The sequence below is a fragment of the Halomonas sp. CH40 genome (assembly GCA_041875495.1).
Lineage (GTDB): Bacteria > Pseudomonadota > Gammaproteobacteria > Pseudomonadales > Halomonadaceae > Vreelandella.
Window position 1 is genome coordinate 26726 of sequence record CP112982.1, and the last position, 15656, is coordinate 42381.

Annotated in this window: 16 protein-coding genes and 1 other RNA gene; 11 read left to right on the top strand and 6 right to left on the bottom strand. The window is 57.3% G+C overall.

Annotated features, from left to right (window positions below):
* Positions 1-4 precede the first annotated feature (4 nt).
* A non-coding RNA gene (ssrS, locus tag OR573_00115) (6S RNA) lies at positions 5-187 on the bottom strand.
* A gap of 111 nt (positions 188-298) precedes the next feature.
* Positions 299-622: a cell division protein ZapA gene (locus OR573_00120; GenBank protein ID XGA80107.1), complete on the bottom strand. Its 324-nt coding sequence runs from the start codon at positions 620-622 to the stop codon at positions 299-301.
* 191 nt (positions 623-813) lie between these two features.
* On the opposite strand from OR573_00120, the gene OR573_00125 reads away from it, so the two are divergent.
* From OR573_00125 to OR573_00140, 4 genes are all read left to right on the top strand, one after another.
* Positions 814-1392, top strand: a complete 579-nt coding sequence (locus OR573_00125; GenBank protein ID XGA80108.1) for a YecA family protein — start codon at positions 814-816, stop codon at positions 1390-1392.
* Positions 1393-1455: 63 nt separating this feature from the next.
* On the top strand, positions 1456-2802 hold the full coding sequence (gene pepP / locus OR573_00130) for a Xaa-Pro aminopeptidase (protein ID XGA80109.1): 1347 nt from the start codon (positions 1456-1458) through the stop codon (positions 2800-2802).
* A gap of 151 nt (positions 2803-2953) precedes the next feature.
* Positions 2954-4207 (top strand): 2-octaprenyl-6-methoxyphenyl hydroxylase, encoded by a 1254-nt coding sequence (gene ubiH, locus OR573_00135; protein ID XGA80110.1) that lies wholly within the window; start codon positions 2954-2956, stop codon positions 4205-4207.
* A 72-nt stretch (positions 4208-4279) separates the two neighbouring features.
* Positions 4280-5527 (top strand): UbiH/UbiF/VisC/COQ6 family ubiquinone biosynthesis hydroxylase, encoded by a 1248-nt coding sequence (locus OR573_00140; protein ID XGA80111.1) that lies wholly within the window; start codon positions 4280-4282, stop codon positions 5525-5527.
* Between the two features lie 8 nt (positions 5528-5535).
* Here OR573_00140 and OR573_00145 read toward each other — a convergent pair whose 3' ends face one another.
* From OR573_00145 to gpmI, 3 genes are all read right to left on the bottom strand, one after another.
* Positions 5536-6855, bottom strand: a complete 1320-nt coding sequence (locus OR573_00145; protein ID XGA80112.1) for a S41 family peptidase — start codon at positions 6853-6855, stop codon at positions 5536-5538.
* A gap of 102 nt (positions 6856-6957) precedes the next feature.
* A complete protein-coding gene (locus OR573_00150; protein ID XGA80113.1) occupies positions 6958-8097 on the bottom strand; it encodes a peptidoglycan DD-metalloendopeptidase family protein in 1140 nt (379 codons plus the stop codon).
* A gap of 9 nt (positions 8098-8106) precedes the next feature.
* Positions 8107-9672: a 2,3-bisphosphoglycerate-independent phosphoglycerate mutase gene (gene gpmI / locus OR573_00155; protein XGA80114.1), complete on the bottom strand. Its 1566-nt coding sequence runs from the start codon at positions 9670-9672 to the stop codon at positions 8107-8109.
* Positions 9673-9865: 193 nt separating this feature from the next.
* Here gpmI and OR573_00160 point away from each other — a divergent pair, with 193 nt between their 5' ends.
* From OR573_00160 to ruvX, 7 genes are all read left to right on the top strand, one after another.
* Positions 9866-10288 carry a rhodanese-like domain-containing protein gene (locus tag OR573_00160; protein ID XGA80115.1) on the top strand — a complete coding sequence of 141 codons (423 nt, stop codon included), beginning with the start codon at positions 9866-9868 and terminating at the stop codon, positions 10286-10288.
* Between the two features lie 34 nt (positions 10289-10322).
* Complete coding sequence (secB, locus tag OR573_00165) at positions 10323-10826, top strand: protein-export chaperone SecB (GenBank protein XGA80116.1); 504 nt, start codon at positions 10323-10325, stop codon at positions 10824-10826.
* 5 nt (positions 10827-10831) lie between these two features.
* Positions 10832-11593, top strand: coding sequence for a 16S rRNA (uracil(1498)-N(3))-methyltransferase (locus OR573_00170; protein XGA80117.1), 762 nt, complete (start codon positions 10832-10834; stop codon positions 11591-11593).
* 54 nt (positions 11594-11647) lie between these two features.
* Positions 11648-12358, top strand: coding sequence for a S1-like domain-containing RNA-binding protein (locus tag OR573_00175; protein ID XGA80118.1), 711 nt, complete (start codon positions 11648-11650; stop codon positions 12356-12358).
* 112 nt (positions 12359-12470) lie between these two features.
* Positions 12471-13436 (top strand): glutathione synthase, encoded by a 966-nt coding sequence (gshB, locus tag OR573_00180; GenBank protein XGA80119.1) that lies wholly within the window; start codon positions 12471-12473, stop codon positions 13434-13436.
* 42 nt (positions 13437-13478) lie between these two features.
* The gene (locus OR573_00185) at positions 13479-14036 is read left to right on the top strand and encodes a YqgE/AlgH family protein (protein ID XGA80120.1); all 558 of its coding nucleotides are present in this window, start codon (positions 13479-13481) and stop codon (positions 14034-14036) included.
* Complete coding sequence (ruvX, locus tag OR573_00190) at positions 14036-14491, top strand: Holliday junction resolvase RuvX (GenBank protein XGA80121.1); 456 nt, start codon at positions 14036-14038, stop codon at positions 14489-14491. The genes OR573_00185 and ruvX overlap by 1 nt, the downstream gene beginning before the upstream one ends.
* Positions 14492-14532: 41 nt before the next feature.
* Here ruvX and OR573_00195 read toward each other — a convergent pair whose 3' ends face one another.
* On the bottom strand, positions 14533-15558 hold the full coding sequence (locus OR573_00195; protein XGA81631.1) for an aspartate carbamoyltransferase: 1026 nt from the start codon (positions 15556-15558) through the stop codon (positions 14533-14535).
* Positions 15559-15656 lie beyond the last annotated feature (98 nt).

A 15656-nucleotide genomic window follows, 5' to 3' on the forward strand; every position in this document is an offset into this window, starting at 1 on the left:
CTTAAGGTTCCCCAGAGTGCCGCTGTCGTTCTGGCCCTGAACCCAAAGGTTCAGGTGGGTGGCCGCAGCCAGCCCATCAGGCTTTCCGTCACGCGGACATGCACACAGGACTGGCTAGCATTTGGCCCCCTAGGTATTGCGCATAGGCTCAAGGGACGTAAACGACTGGCGAACACCCCAGGGAACGCAACCATCCTAACAGAGCCGCTTCGGATACCAAAGATGCGCTGTGAATTTTGCGAAACCTTTAGGCAATAATTTGCTGACTCAAACGCTTGGGAGCGACCCGCTGTTGCTGTCATGATGGCTTATTGGTGCCGTTGGCTGGCTCACGGCTTTTTGTTAGCGCAGTTTCCAGGCGCTCACTCAGGCGAGTGATATCAGCCTCGTAATGGCGCTGGGCGTCCTTGGTTTCCAACAGCTCATTGGTAATGTTGAGCGCAGCCATGATGGCAACGCGTTCGGTACCCAGCACGCTGCTTTGCGCCTGAATGCCCTGCATGGCACGGTCAAGGTAGCGGGCGACCCGCTCAAGTTTCTGCTCTTCACCCGGATCACAGGCAATGGTGTAGTGTCGCCCTAGCAGGGTGATATCCGTGGTTGGACGCTTGGCGTCACTCATTGAAAGCTCCGGCGCGGGCCTGCGTGGGCCCGATGCGTTAATATCACCGCATGGAAACATGCGTACAGCCTCAACTATAAGGAGCCACTGTTGCAGGGTCAATCGACGCCGTCAGTAAGATGCGCCGACGCGATTGTTGCAGCAGTGCCACGCTCAATTTTCACACACTTCAACACCTGATGGATTCTGTTATGTCCCTGATCGATGAACGCCACGAATTTTCTGATATTGCCGATGTGTTTCTGCTGCATGGCAGCATGCAGTCGCCCGCTTTTCTAGACGGGCGCTTGTGTGGGCTATTGGCACTTCGGGATATTTCAGCGTCGGCATGGCTGGAAGAGGTATGCCTGAGTCTGGGCGTTGAACAGCCCGCTGACACCAGCAGCGGTGAGCGCCTGCTGGGTTGGCGCAAGCAGACGCTGGAGGCTTTGAGTGCCAGCGATCTCAACTACACCCCCTTGCTGCCGGATGAGCTTTTTTCACTGGCTGAGCAGGCGCAAGGCCTCAAGGACTGGGTGCAAGGTTTTAACGAAGTCATTGACGACGTGGTAGATGATGAAACACGTAAGCGCTGGTCCCAGGCCTTGTGCGAGGCCCTTGATGATATGCCAGCCATTGCGGGGATCGACGCCGATATTGATGATAGCCCCGAAAATGAAAACGATCTGTTTGCGCTGACCGAGCACGTGCGTATGACGGCAATGTTGCTGTATACCGAACAGCACCCCGGCCAGCCGCAGGTTGAACAGGCCGATGCGCCCACCCATTAGCCAGGGGTTTCAGGTTGCTGGAAATATGCAAGGTTTTGAAAAGCTGACGTGACTGGAGACGCTATGCAGCCCGATTTGATGTTATCGCCCGCCCCGATTGCGCCACAGGTTTATCAGGCGCGCCGTGCTCGATTGATGCACAAGCTGCCAAGCCATTCGGCAGCCCTGATCCCGGGGGCCTCCTTGGTAACCCGTTCGCGCGACAGCGAATACCCGTTTCGCCAGGATAGTGATTTCTATTACCTGACCGGGATCACTGAGCCCGGCGCCCTCCTGGTGTTACTGCCTGATGGCAGCGATCAGGGCGGGCAGTGCGTGGTGTTCTGTCAGGATCGTGACTTCACCATGGAAGCCTGGACGGGGCGTCGCCTGGGGGCTGAAGGCGTTATGCGAGAGCATGCTGTTGAGCTGGCGTTTGAAAATGCCGAGCGCGAGGAGCAGCTCAAGACCTTGCTCAGCGGCCGTGAAATGCTCTATATCCCCCTCTCGCATCCAGAAGCCCAAGGCTTGGCTGACGACGCCTATCAGCAGGCGCAGGCCGCTCAGCGGCGTGGTCACCCGACGCTGCAGGGTTGGCTGGATATTGCGCCCTTGATTCATGATATGCGGCTGATCAAGGGAGATGAAGAGCTCACCTTGCTTCGCCATGCGGCCGCCATCTCGGCGCGGGCTCATTGCCGTGCCATGCGAGCAGCCGCACCTGGGCTGCATGAATACCACCTGCAGGCTGAGCTGGAGCATGAGTTTGTCTGGCAGGGCGGCAGCGGCCCTGCCTACAGCACCATTGTGGGCAGCGGTGCAAACGCCTGTGTTCTGCACTACATTGAAAATTCTGCCCCGCTCAAGGCAGGTGAGCTGGTGCTGATAGACGCTGGCGCTGAATATGCCCTCTATGCTGGTGATATCACCCGAACCTTCCCTGTCTCAGGCGTGTTTAGCGCACCCCAGCGGGCGCTTTACAGCCTTGTTCTCGAAGCCCAGAAGAATGCTGTTGCGGCTGTTTGCCCCGGTGCAACGCTTCATGAGATCCATCAAGGTGTGGTGCGCGACCTGACACAAGGGTTAATAGCGCTTGGGCTGCTGGAAGGTGAGCTTGATGAGTGCATCAAGAATGAAAGCTATCGGCGCTTCTACCTGCATTCCACCTCCCACTGGCTGGGTCTGGATGTTCATGACGTGGGCGCTTACCGCCTGGATCCAGAAACCTCTCGCCCTTTACAGCCGGGCATGGTGATTACCGTTGAACCAGGGCTTTACATGCCGGATGACGAAGATATTCCGGCTGACTACCGCAGCATCGGTATCCGTATCGAAGATGATGTAGTGGTGACCACTGAAGGCCACGAGATAATTACCTCTCATGTACCCAAAGAGATTGCAGATATTGAGGCCCTGATGGCTAATAAATAACCGCTGTTGGCTGGTTGTTTTATTTGTTATGTAATTTACATTACGAAATAAGCAGCTGATTTTTATGGTTTATGTCTTTTCCTGAGCCTTTCAACTTAGGTTATGTGCTGAGGCTTTTGTGCTGAGGCTTTTATACTAAAGAGGCGCAACGATGGCGATGTCCGAGCAAGCAGTCACTTACGATATTGTGATTATAGGAGGAGGCCTGGTGGGCGCCAGCCTGGGCTGTGCGCTGGCACCGCTGATCACGCAATATGGGTTACGCGTGGCGGTGATTGAAGCCACCGCCTTGCCGGAGGCTGCTGAACCGCCTGTCTGGCAGCCGAGTTTTGATGCCCGAGCCAGCGCGATTGCTGAGGGTTCGGCGCAGCGCTTTCGTCGCCTGGGCGTGTGGGAGGCGATGCAACAGGAAGCCTCTCCCATCCGGCGGATTCATATCAGTGAGCGGGGGCGGATGGGGGCAACACGTCTGAATGCGCAAGACGTTGGCGTTGAGGCGCTGGGGCATGTCATCCCGAACGCCTGGATAGGGCGTGTTTTACACCACGAACTAAGCGGCTTGCCGCTTGAATGGCATTGCCCAGCGCGCGTTGAACAATTGGCACCCGTGGCCGAGGGGCACCACCTGACCCTATCGGATGGCAGTGAGCTGGTGGCAGGGCTGACAGTGCTGGCCGATGGGGGGCGTTCAGGGCTCAAGGAGCAGCTGGGTATTCCCAGTGCGCAGACGTCCTATCAACAGACGGCCCTGATCACCCACGTAGGTGTCAGCCAGCCCCATCAAGGCATTGCCTATGAGCGTTTCACAACGGATGGCCCCATTGCACTACTGCCTTTGCCGGGCAATGCCATGGAACTGGTGTGGACGCACCCCAGCGGGGACGAAAAGGCCAGGTTAGCGCTGAGCGACAGTGATTTTCTCGCCCAGCTGCAAAAGGCCTTTGGTGACCGCGCCGGGCGTTTCACCCGGGTGGGCAACCGCCATGTCTATCCGCTCAAACTCACTACCGCAGATGAGCCGGTGCGGCCCGGCCTGGTGGTGTTAGGTAATGCGGCCCATGCGCTGCACCCGGTGGCAGGTCAGGGCTTTAACCTGGCATTGCGAGGCGTGATGGATCTTGTTGACACCCTGGCTCAAGCGCTGGCGCAGGGCAATTTTGAGAAAGGCGATAATCACTTGAACGCAGCGGCTACCCTAGGGGCGATGGAGACGCTGGCCCGATTCGAACAGCGCCGCGAGCGTGACCGCGCTAACGTTATCCGTTTCAGCGATGGCTTGGTAAGGCTGTTTGGGCTCGATTGGCCACTGTTGGGCCATGCCCGTGCGGCGGGGTTGATCGGCCTGAACCTGGCAGGGCCGCTGCGTCGCAGCTTGGCTCGCCGGGCAATGGGCGTGGAGCGTTGAGCAAGTAGTTGTCAGGAAAAGCGGTTTTCAGAAAAGGCGGCCAGAAATTTACAGCCAGAGGGTGTCGAGTCAATGCAATCAGCAAATCAACATACAGCAGCGTTTGATGTGGTGATAGTCGGTGCGGGTATGGTGGGAAGCAGTTTAAGCGCTCTGCTGGGCAATGCCGGCATGCGGGTTGGGCTGGTAGAAACCCGGCCAGCGCCGCTTATGCCAGCAGAGCGGGGTGTTGATACACCGCCAACGCCTCGGGTCAGTGCATTGACGCCTGTCTCTCAGCGTTTGCTGACCCATCTTCAGGCGTGGCCTGGCATGCAGGCTGATCGTGTGACGCCATACTCATTCATGCATGTCTGGGACGGCGAGGGCAGTGGTGATATTCATTTTTCAGCCGATGAAGCCGGGGTGGCGGTGCTTGGGCATATTGTTGAAAACGATGTCACCCTGGCAGCACTGAATCAGCAGTTGGTCAACCACCCCAAGGTGACGCGCTTTAATGGCGTCACGGTTGAGGCCTTGCAGACCGGGGCCAGGCAGCGCTATCTGGCGCTTAACGATGGCCGTCAGCTGCAGGCACCGCTGGTGGTTGCAGCCGACGGGGCGCGTTCACTGTTAAGAGAGATGGCAGAAATCGAGGTGCGCGAAGAAGATATGGGGCACACCTCAGTGGTGACCACGGTGCGCTGTGAAAAGCCCCACGGCAATACCGCCCGCCAGGTTTTCGTGGATGGCCAGCCGCTGGCTTTTCTGCCCTTGACGGTAAAGGGTGATGACCATTATTGCTCGATTGTCTGGTCTGTTGAGCCATCTAGAGCCGAACAGCTGTGTGGTTTATCCCGTGATGCATTGGGGAAGGCGCTGGCGGCTGCTCTTGAGCATCGCCTGGGCCAAGTAGAGGTGTGTGATCAGGCCCACAGTTTTCCGTTGGTCCAACGTCATGCCCGCCATTACGTGTTAGCGAATTTTGCATTAGTTGGTGATGCGGCGCACAGCATTCACCCGTTAGCCGGGCAGGGGGTTAACCTTGGCCTGATGGATGCAGCCGTATTGGCAGAAGAGGTCACCAATGCCTGGCAGCGCGGCGCCGCCTGGGGAGATGAGCGCATTCTGAGCCGTTATGAGCGCCGCCGCCGCGCAGACAACACGGCCATTCTGGCGCTGATGAAGGGGTTCAAGACCTTGTTTGGTTCGCGCCATCCGGTCCTGATGCTGGCGCGTAATATGGGTATGAGCGGTATGAATCGCCTGGCCCCATTGAAGCGCGCCGTCATGCATCAGGCAACAGGCGAACGGGGTCGCCTGCCCGCCAGCTGTCGCTGACGCTTTTATCAACGTCGGCGGCGATCCACCACATTCAGGGCTTTGAGCAGGTTCAGCGCTTCGCCCAGCTGATAATCGTCGCGTAGGCGCTGCGACATTGCCTGGCGCTCGGGGGCTTCATTTTGTGATTGCAGATGCCCGTCAAGGTCGGCTTCGCGAACCTGGCGGCGGCTTTCGGCGACTTCGAGCCGGCCGCGCACTACTTCAACGTCCGGGGTTATCCCCTGAGCCTGAATCGAGCGACCGTTAGGCGTGTAGTAAAGCGCCGTGGTCAGCTTCAGGCCCTCGCCGTTGTCTAACGGCATAATCTGCTGCACCGAGCCTTTACCAAAGCTGTCGGTGCCCATGATGACGCCGCGCCGCTGATCCTGAATGGCACCCGCGACGATTTCTGCTGCAGAGGCGCTGCCGCTGTTGATCAGCACCACCAGTGGAATCTCGGCGGCAGGCGTATTGCTAGTGGCTGAAAAGGACATCTGCGTATTGGACAGGCGCCCTTCGGTATAGACGACCAGGCCGTCATCCAGAAAAATGTCGGCAATATCAACGGCGCTTTGCAGGATGCCGCCTGGATTATTACGTAAATCCAGCACCAGGCCTTCAAGGGCTTGATCATCAGCCATGCGCTCCAGTGCCCGACGTGCCTGCTGGGCGGTGCGCGACTGGAACTGACTGATTCGCAGGTAGCCGTAACCGGGTTCGAGCAGCTCATGTTTGACGCTTTCGCTGCGAATGACTTCACGGGTCAGGGTGACATCCCTTGGGTTTTCCTCGCCGGGGCGCAGGATACCAAGGGTCAGTTCGCTGCCCGGCTCGCCGCGCATCAGGCTGACGGCCTCCTGCAGCGACATGCTGTCTGTGGGGGCGCCGTCGATGCTGATGATCAGATCCCGTGACATCAGTCCGGCTCGGGATGCAGGAGTGTCATCCACCGGGGTGATAATGGTCAACTGGCCGTTCTCCATGCCGACCTCAATGCCGATACCGCCAAATTCACCCTGTGTCGACTCCCTCAGGCTGGTGAACTCGTCTTCATCCAGGTAGGCCGAGTGCGGATCCAGTTCGCTGAGCATACCGCGCATGGCATTACGTAACAGGGTGCGATCATCAACGTCTTCCACATAGGCGCGCTTGATGCGTTCAAACACCTCGGCAAAGGTCTTGATTTCTTCAAGAGGAAGGTCGTCAAACTGACTTTCTGCATCAGGGCTAACGACATCAGGCGACTGTGCTGCCGCTATGACCGGAGCCGTCAGCAGAGCAACGGGTATAAGTACAGCCAGTGCCCGCTTGACGGGGGCTCTTAGCACCTCAACTGATAGCGTCATGATGACTCCGCAAAGCGTTAGGCAGTTTTGCTGCCGGATGAATGTTGGCTAACCATGGCGTTCGTGCAGCAGACGACACATTAGCCGCCCCAGCTTATCCCGTCAGCGCCGCGCAATCCATTGCTCTGGGTTGGTGGGTTCGCCGCGTCGGCGAACTTCAAAATAAAGCCCTGCCCGAGATTGCCCGCCAGTGTCACCCACTCGGCCTATCTCATCACCGCGCTGAACGGCCTGGCCGGGGCTGATACTAAAGCGCTGCAGGTGGGCGTAGAGCGTCATCATATGGTCGCCGTGATCAATAATCAGTAGATTGCCAAAACCACGCATCCAGTCAGCAAAGACCACTCGCCCTTGATGCACGGCAGTTACCGGGGTGCCGGCACTGGCCTGAATCATGATGCCCTCACGGTGAACGCCGGTGTCCTGGTGAAAGCCTTGTTGCAGGCTGCCTTTCACCGGCCAGGGCATGTCACCCCGAGTCTGGCTGAAACGGGTGCTGGGTGAGGGTTTGGAGAGACTCACCATTTCCTCACGAATGCGTTGCAGCGTTTTACGCGCCTCTTTCTGGTCGGCTTCAAGTGCCGCAAGTCGCTGTTCTTCCGTTTGATGACGGGCATCCAGTCGGCTGACCAGCTGCTGTCGCTGAGCGGTACGGTCGGCAAGCTGTTCACGCTGTTCTTCGAGTTGGCGGGCCAACTCATCCAGGCGGGTCTGGTGGCTCTGCAGCTGTGTGGCAGAACTGGCCAGGCTGGCATCCAGTTCGGCAATAGCCGCCATGCGCCGTTGACGTGCCTGGCCAAGCCGGTTCAGGTAAGCCTGCATGCGATCCAGTTGAGCCGGGTCTTCCTGATTAAGTAGCAGTTTGATCTGCAGCGTTGGCCCCAGCCGATGAAGCGCGATGAGCTGTTCACTCAGCGCTGCCGTCTGCTGATGGCGCTCCTGCTGTAGCTGCTCACGCTGCTGACGTAGCTGGTCGGCCTTGTCGTCAAGCTCCTCTCGCTCGCTTTGCAGCGTATCCAGGCGCTGGTGAGTTTCGGCAAGCTCGGTTTCAATCGCCTGAAGCTCGCGGCTGGCCTTGTCGCGCTCCGAGCCTGTGGCAGTCAAGCGCTTGGCAACGTTTTCAATCTTCTGACCAATACTTTCCAGCAGCCGCTGGGCACCGGATTCGCTTTCTTCCTGCCCCAGGGCTGGTGTTACCAGCCCTATGCAGCATATAAAACCCAGTGCGATAAAACACTTCATGGCGATCTCTCAGTCCAGGGAGATCAGCGGGGTCCCCGTCATGGCGTCGGGTACAGGCTGATCCATCAGCGTAAGCAGGGTAGGGGCGAGGTCACAAAGTCGTCCGTCGCTCAGTGTTCCTGGGCGCTCACCCACATAGACAAGCGGCACAACAAAGGTAGTGTGGGCTGTTTGCGGCTCGCCGGTTTGCGGATGAACCATCTGTTCGGCATTGCCGTGGTCAGCGGTGATCAGGCAGGCGCCATGGGCGCGCTCAATCGCCTCTACCACTCGGCCAACACATTCATCCACCGTTTCAATGGCCTTGACGGCAGCCTCAAAATCACCGGTATGACCCACCATATCGCCATTGGCATAGTTGCAGACAATCAGGTCAAAACGGTTGTTATCAATGGCATCGACCAGCTTGTCGGTAATTTCTCGGGCGCTCATTTCGGGCTTTTCGTCGTAGGTGCGAACATCCTGAGGGGAGGGCAGCAAAATGCGCGTTTCACCGTCGAATTCATCTTCCCGGCCGCCGGAGAAAAAGAAGGTAACGTGTGGGTATTTTTCTGTTTCAGCAATACGCAGCTGGGTCAGCCCACGCTTGGCGACCACTTCGCCCAGCGTATCGCTGAGGTCTGAGGGTGGAAACGCCGTAGGGGTGGGAATGTCAGCGGCGTAGCGCGTCATCATTACCAGGCCGTCGCCTGCCAGTCGGGGGCAGGTGTGGCGCTCAAAACCGCTAAAGTCAGGCTCGGCAAAGGCGCGGGTCAGCTCACGTGCACGGTCGGCACGGAAGTTGGCAAAAATGGCCGCATCACCGTTTTGCAGCGTTACCGCCTGATCGTTATTGACAATGCGAGTCGCTGATACAAATTCGTCAGTTTCTCCACGCGCATAAGCCTCCTGCAGAGCCTCTTCGGCACTCGCTGCCGTAAAGTCGGCACGCCCTTCGGTCAGCAGTTCATAGGCCTGGCTGACGCGCTCCCAGCGATTGTCGCGATCCATGGCATAAAAACGCCCAATCACAGAGGCTACAAAGCCATTATCTGCGCCAACCAGTTCTGCCAGACGCGTATTCGCGCGTTCAATGGAGGGGCGCGCACTTTCCGGTGGCATATCGCGGCCATCCAGAAAAGCATGGATATAAATCTGCTTGGCTCCGCGCCGTGCGGCGACTTCGGCCAGGGCCAGGAAATGGTTTTCATGGCTGTGAACACCGCCCGGTGACAGCAGCCCGATCAGGTGAACGGGGCGCTGGTTGGCCACGGCGGCATCAATTGGCTGGGTAAGCACCGGGTTGTTATCCAGATCACCGTCTTCAATGGCTTTGGTAATGCGGGTGAAGTCCTGATAAACAATGCGTCCGGCACCCAGGTTCATATGGCCGACTTCTGAGTTGCCCATCTGGCCGTCAGGCAACCCGACATGGCGGCCATCGGTATGTACGAAAGCGTGGGGGCGCTGAGACCATAGCGCATCCATGACAGGCGTATTGGCGCTGGCGACAGCGTTATGTTGGGCATCAGGATTGTGGCCGTAGCCATCCAGGATAATCAGCGCAACTGGGCGCGGTGTACTTGTTGTGTCCATTAAAGCCTCTTTATTGCCGAATGCAGATCGGTTCGGGGTCGCGACCCACCGACTCTTCGGGCATCATAGCGCAGGCCGTGTGGGTTCGTCATGATATCGGCCTGCGCGCAACCTTATGTGGCGTGTATACTGTGGCGTTTAAACGGCGGCAGTGCCGCTTTATTTCCGCATTGACCAAGAGATTTTGCACGCGATGATCGATCAGCTGTTCGAATTCGTACAAAACCATCCATTGCTGGTGGGCGCCTTTCTGCTCGTTCTGACCGCCTGGCTTATCTATGAAACGCGTAACGCTGCTACCAGCGGTGTGACGTCTACCCAGGCGACTCAGCTTATCAACCGTGAAGATGCGGTGGTACTTGATCTGCGCGAAAGCAAGGATTACAAGGCCGGCCATATCGCAGGTGCGCTTAATATTCCGCAAAGCAACCTCGATAGCCGCATGAACGAACTGGAAAAGCATAAAAGCAAACCGGTAATCATAGTATGCAAACATGGCCAGAGCTCAGGCGCTGTTCAGGCGAAACTGGCCAAAGCCGGGTTTGAGCGTGCGGTGAAACTCAAGGGCGGCATGATGCAATGGCAGGCTGATAGCCTACCCATGGTGAAAAAATAACCATTTAATCTAAATTGAATCCAAGGAGTCTCCAATGGCAGAAGACAACAACACCAATCCGGCAGCCGGTGCGCAGGCTGAAGACAAGCCGCAGCTGAAATTCTCGCTGCAGCGCATTTATGTCAAGGATATCTCGTTTGAAGCGCCTAATTCACCCGAGGTGTTCAAGCAGCCGTTCAAGCCCAAGGTTAATCTTGATCTGAACACTACCAGCAATCAGGTGGCTGAAGATCAGTTTGAAGTGGTCGTCAAGGTCACTGCACGGGTCGATGATAACGAAAGCGGCACAACCTCTTTCCTGGTAGAAGTCGAGCAGGCTGGCCTGTTCCGTATTTCCGGTATTGAAGGTGCTCAGCTGGATCAGACCCTGGGCGCGTTCTGCCCGAACCTGCTGTTCCCTTATGCTCGCGAATGTGTCGACAGCCTGGTCAACCGTGGTGGTTTCCCGCCGCTGATGCTGGCGCCGGTCAACTTCGAGGCCATGTATGCCCAGCGCAAGCAGCGTGAAGCCCAGCAGGCAGAAGGCACCCAAGCCTGATCAACATGAACAGTGTTGAATGGTCTGCTGAATACGCCAGGATGCCACGTATCCATGTGTCGGCGCCTTTGATTGAAGGGGCAACGCTGACCCTGCCGGAAGGTCCGGCGCGTCACATCACCCGTGTGTTGCGTATGCTGCCGGGGGCGCCGCTGGTGATCTTCGACGGTAACGGCCAAGAGGCCGGTGTGCGTCTGGCAGAAGTGACACGCAAGCAGGTCACGGTAAGCGTAGAAGCCTTATGGCCCGGACAAGGTGAGTCGTCGCTGATGATTCATCTTGGCCAGGCGGTCTCCAAGGGAGATCGTATGGATTACGCCATTCAGAAGGCTGTTGAGTTAGGCGTGAGTTGTATCACGCCGCTCTATACGCAACGCACCGAGGTGCGTCTGAAAGGCGAACGGGAAGCACGCAAGCATGCTCACTGGCAGGCCGTTGCGGCTAGTGCCAGTGAGCAGTGCGGGCGCGCCGTGGTACCCAGTGTTCACCCTCCCCAAGCGCTTGCGAGTTGGCTTGAACAGCGTGATGAAACCCTGCGGCTGATGCTTCATCTGGCCACCGGGAATCCCTTTCAGCGCACTGAAGCGCCTGCCAGTGTCGCCTTGTTGATCGGCCCGGAAGGTGGCTTGGCGGAGGATGACATCAAGGCAGCTGAAAATGCCGACTTCACCCCATTGACGTTGGGGCCACGCGTTTTGCGTACTGAAACCGCTCCTGTTGTTGCCTTGTCGCTACTTCAATATCATTTCGGTGATTTTCAGCCCTGATATCGGGCAGACAGGCGCCGCTTTTCTTCTCTTTATTCTCAGGACACCTTTGCCATGGCCCGTGATTCACGCTCCTCTCCTCCTCCTGCCACGGCCGTCAGCGCGTCCATCGGGGAGGTCGCCTACCTGACCGTGACGGCTGTCACCAGTGTGGGCGCCTTTCTGCGCTGGGGGCCACCGAAGGATGTCCTGCTGCCTTACAGTGAGCAGTCATTCCGTCCGGATGTGGGTAAACGTGTTCTGGTCAAGCTGTATGCAGATGATCAGCAGCGTCCAGTGGCTTCGATGCGCCTTGAGCGCTTTTTACAGGATGAAGCCTGGGCGCTTTCCCAGGGTGACCAAGTGACCCTGGTGGTTGCCGAGCGAACGGATCTGGGCATGAAGGTAGTGGTCAACCACGCCTATTGGGGGCTGGTCTATCAGGATGACCTCACTCAGCCACTGCGCCGTGGGCAAGGCCTGACAGGATTTGTCAAAAGGCGTCGTGAAGATGGACGTCTGGATATTGCGTTGTTACCTCCCGGTGAGGCGCGCCTGGATGTGGTGGGCGACAAAGTGCTTCAGGCACTGCGTGAAAGTGGTGGCTATCTGCCCCTGGGCGACAAAAGCAGTGCCCAGGAGATCAAAGCGCGGCTGGGCGTCAGCAAAAGCGCCTACAAACAGGCGATTGGGCGCCTTTACAAGCGTGAGCTGATTAGCATTGAGCCTTTGGCCATTCGCCTGCAGCCAGGTGTGGCCGCTAGCCTGACTCAGAACGCTACCTGAGATGCGTCAGGTTTGGCGTCTGGCACACCCTGCGGCATACTGCCCGTCATGGAAGAAGCGCCTGTTCACCAAGGGCAACTACTAACCTGTCTATTTCCGGAAGCGCTGATCAATGAGTCAATCGAGTCTTCGTCTGGGCGTAGTGATGGATCCCATCGCTGATATCGCCTATAAGAAAGATACTACCCTAGCCTTGCTCTGGGCAGCCCAGGATCGCGGCTACCAGCTGTATTACATGGAGCAGGAAGACCTGTTCCTGCAGGCGGGTGAGGCGTTTGCGCTGATGCGCCCGCTGAGCGTTCATCGTGACGCTGGGCACTGGTTTGATCTGGGAGACGCTGAAGCGCGACCGCTGACCGAGCTGGATACTATCCTGATGCGCAAGGATCCGCCGGTAGACGCAGACTTCATCAATGCGGTGCATCTGTTGGGGTTTGCCGAGCGAGAGGGGGTTCAGGTTGTCAATCCCACCGCTGCGCTGCTGCAGTGTAATGAAAAGCTGTTTGCCCAACAGTTCCCGCAGTGCTGTGCTTCTACCCTTGTCTCCAGCCGTGATGAGGTACTGCGCGCTTTCCACGCAGAACACGGTAACGTGATTTTTAAACCGCTTGATGGTATGGGCGGCACGGGCATCTTCCATATTGGCCCGGACGGTCGCAATATTGGCGCCGTGATTGAACAGCTGACCCTGCGTGGCCAGCGCCAGATCATGGCCCAGCGCTATCTGCCGGAAATCAAGGACGGCGATACGCGTATTCTTCTGGTGGATGGCGAGCCGGTGCCCTTTGGTCTGGCGCGCATACCGTCGGCGGGTGAAACCCGTGGTAACCTGGCAGCTGGTGGGCGCGGTGTTACCCGTGAATTAACCGAGCGCGATCACTGGTTGATTCAGCAGGTACAGCCGATGATCCGTGAAAAAGGCCTGCTGTTTGTGGGCCTGGATGTGATCGGTGACTACATTACTGAAATCAATGTCACCAGCCCTACCTGCGTACGTGAAATTGACGATCAGCGCGGTACCCATATTGCCGGTCTGCTGCTCGATGCCATCGAGCGCCGCCTCGTACCGTCAGCCTGAGACTGAAAAATTTGCCCGTAGAGGGTAAATGTTAGGAGCCGCATGCAAAGTCTGAAACATCATTTCCTGTTGGCCATGCCGCATATGGAAGATGCCAATTTTGCTTCCAGCCTAGTGTATCTATGCGACCACGATGACAACGGTTGCATGGGCGTTATTGTTAACAAACCGCTGGAAGTCACTCTGGATGCGCTGTTTGATCAGCTTTCTCTGGGTGGAGAGCGCAGCCTGCATCGCAGTGCGCCTGTTTATTATGGCGGCCCCATGCACAAGGATCGTGGTTTTATCCTCCATCGGGGTAATAGCCAGGAGTGGGATTCCAGCATTCAGGTGACCGATGACATCGCCCTGACGACCTCCATCGACATACTTCAGGCGCTGGCCAATAACACCGGGCCAGCGCATTTTCTCATTTGCCTGGGGTGCGCCGGTTGGGATGTGGGTCAGTTGGAGGATGAGCTGAAGGATAACGCCTGGCTGACGGTTGATGCCGCCTTGAGCGTTCTGTTCGAAACGCCACCTGCCGAGCGGCTTTCTGGCGCTGCAGGCCTTTTAGGAGTTGATCTTAACCTGATGACCCGGGATGCAGGGCACGCCTGATGGCTACCATGGGGCAACGCCTGGTGCTGGCATTTGATTTTGGTACTCGGCGTATCGGTATCGCCGTGGGTAATGAGCTTTTGAAAAGCGCCAGAGAACTCACACCGCTTCCAGCTCGTGATGGCATTCCCGATTGGAACCAGTTAACACGGTTAGTGGAAGAGTGGCAGCCGGATTTTTTCGTGGTGGGTTTGCCGCTTAACATGGACGGTAGTGAATCAGTCATGAGCACGCGGGCACGCAAGTTTGGTAACCGCTTGCATGGCCGCTATGGCAAACCCTGTCAGATGGTTGATGAGCGTGGCACCACTCGAGAAGCCAAGCAGATTGCCCATGCGGCTGGGCATCGCGGTAACTATCGTCAAGACAGTGTTGACGGTATTGCCGCTGTGCTTATCTTGGAAGGTTGGTTTGCCCACCTGGAAGGTTTGCCAGATGGGCGCGTCTCTTTATAACCAAACTAATATAACCAAAAGTCTGCTGCAGGCCGCCTACCTTAGCGATCCAGCGTGCCCGTCTGGTCAGGAACAAACCAGCGCACAGGGCGCATATCCTTTTCGATTAATTCATCGACCTGCAATAGCGTAGCGAAAATCGCCATACGCATGGGAATGCCATTGTCTGTCTGGCGGAAGATAGCCAGACGTGGGTCACCGTTCAGGTTCACATTCAGATCATTGGCCCCCGGGCGGCTGTCGCGGGGTAGCGGGTGCATCACAATGGTGCTCTGGCTGCAGCGCTGATCAAGAAAGTCCCGGTTGACCATGTAATCCTGGGAAAGCCCCTGAAAGCTCTCATTCATCTCATCGGTAAAGCGTTCTCTCTGGATGCGGGTGGTGTACACCACGTCCAGATCGGAAAAGTCGCTGGCCAGGGAGTCGCGCTGCTCGACAATGTGCCCACGGGAGGTGACCCGGTCAATCAACGCCTTAGGCATTTCAAGTCCCGGTGGAGATACCAGGGTAAAGCGCAGCGGATCATAAAGGGAAAGCAGCTTGATCAAGGAATGCACGGTACGCCCGTACTTCAAATCCCCAGTGAGCAAGATGTGCGCGCCCTTGAGTGATTTCCCCAGCCGCTGGAATTCTTTATCAATCGTATAGAGATCTAGCAGCGCCTGGCTGGGGTGTTCGCCCGGGCCATCACCACCGTTAATCACCGGCACGTTGGTCGCTGCTGCAAATTCCGCTACAGATCCTTGATCCGGGTGGCGCATGACAATCGCATCACAGTAGCCACTCATCACCCGGCTGGTGTCATAGAGTGACTCGCCCTTGGCCATGGAGGAGAACGTAAAGCCAGTGGTATCGCAGACGCTGCCGCCCAAACGGCAGAAGGCGGCATTAAAGCTCACCCGTGTGCGAGTGCTGGCTTCAAAAAACAGATTGCCGAGCACCGCTCCTTCCAGTACCCGTGTGACCTGGCGACGACTGGCAATCGGCTCCATACGCGCGGCGACGCGCAACAGGTGATCGACACTTTCTCGGTTTAAAGAATCGATGGTTAGCAGGTGCTGGCTCATCATGGACCTCAGGCTGGTTAGGGCGAATAAACAGAGACATTAAACAGACGGATAATCAAACAGACGGATAGTAGTGTAACTGCCAACCAAGTCATCGC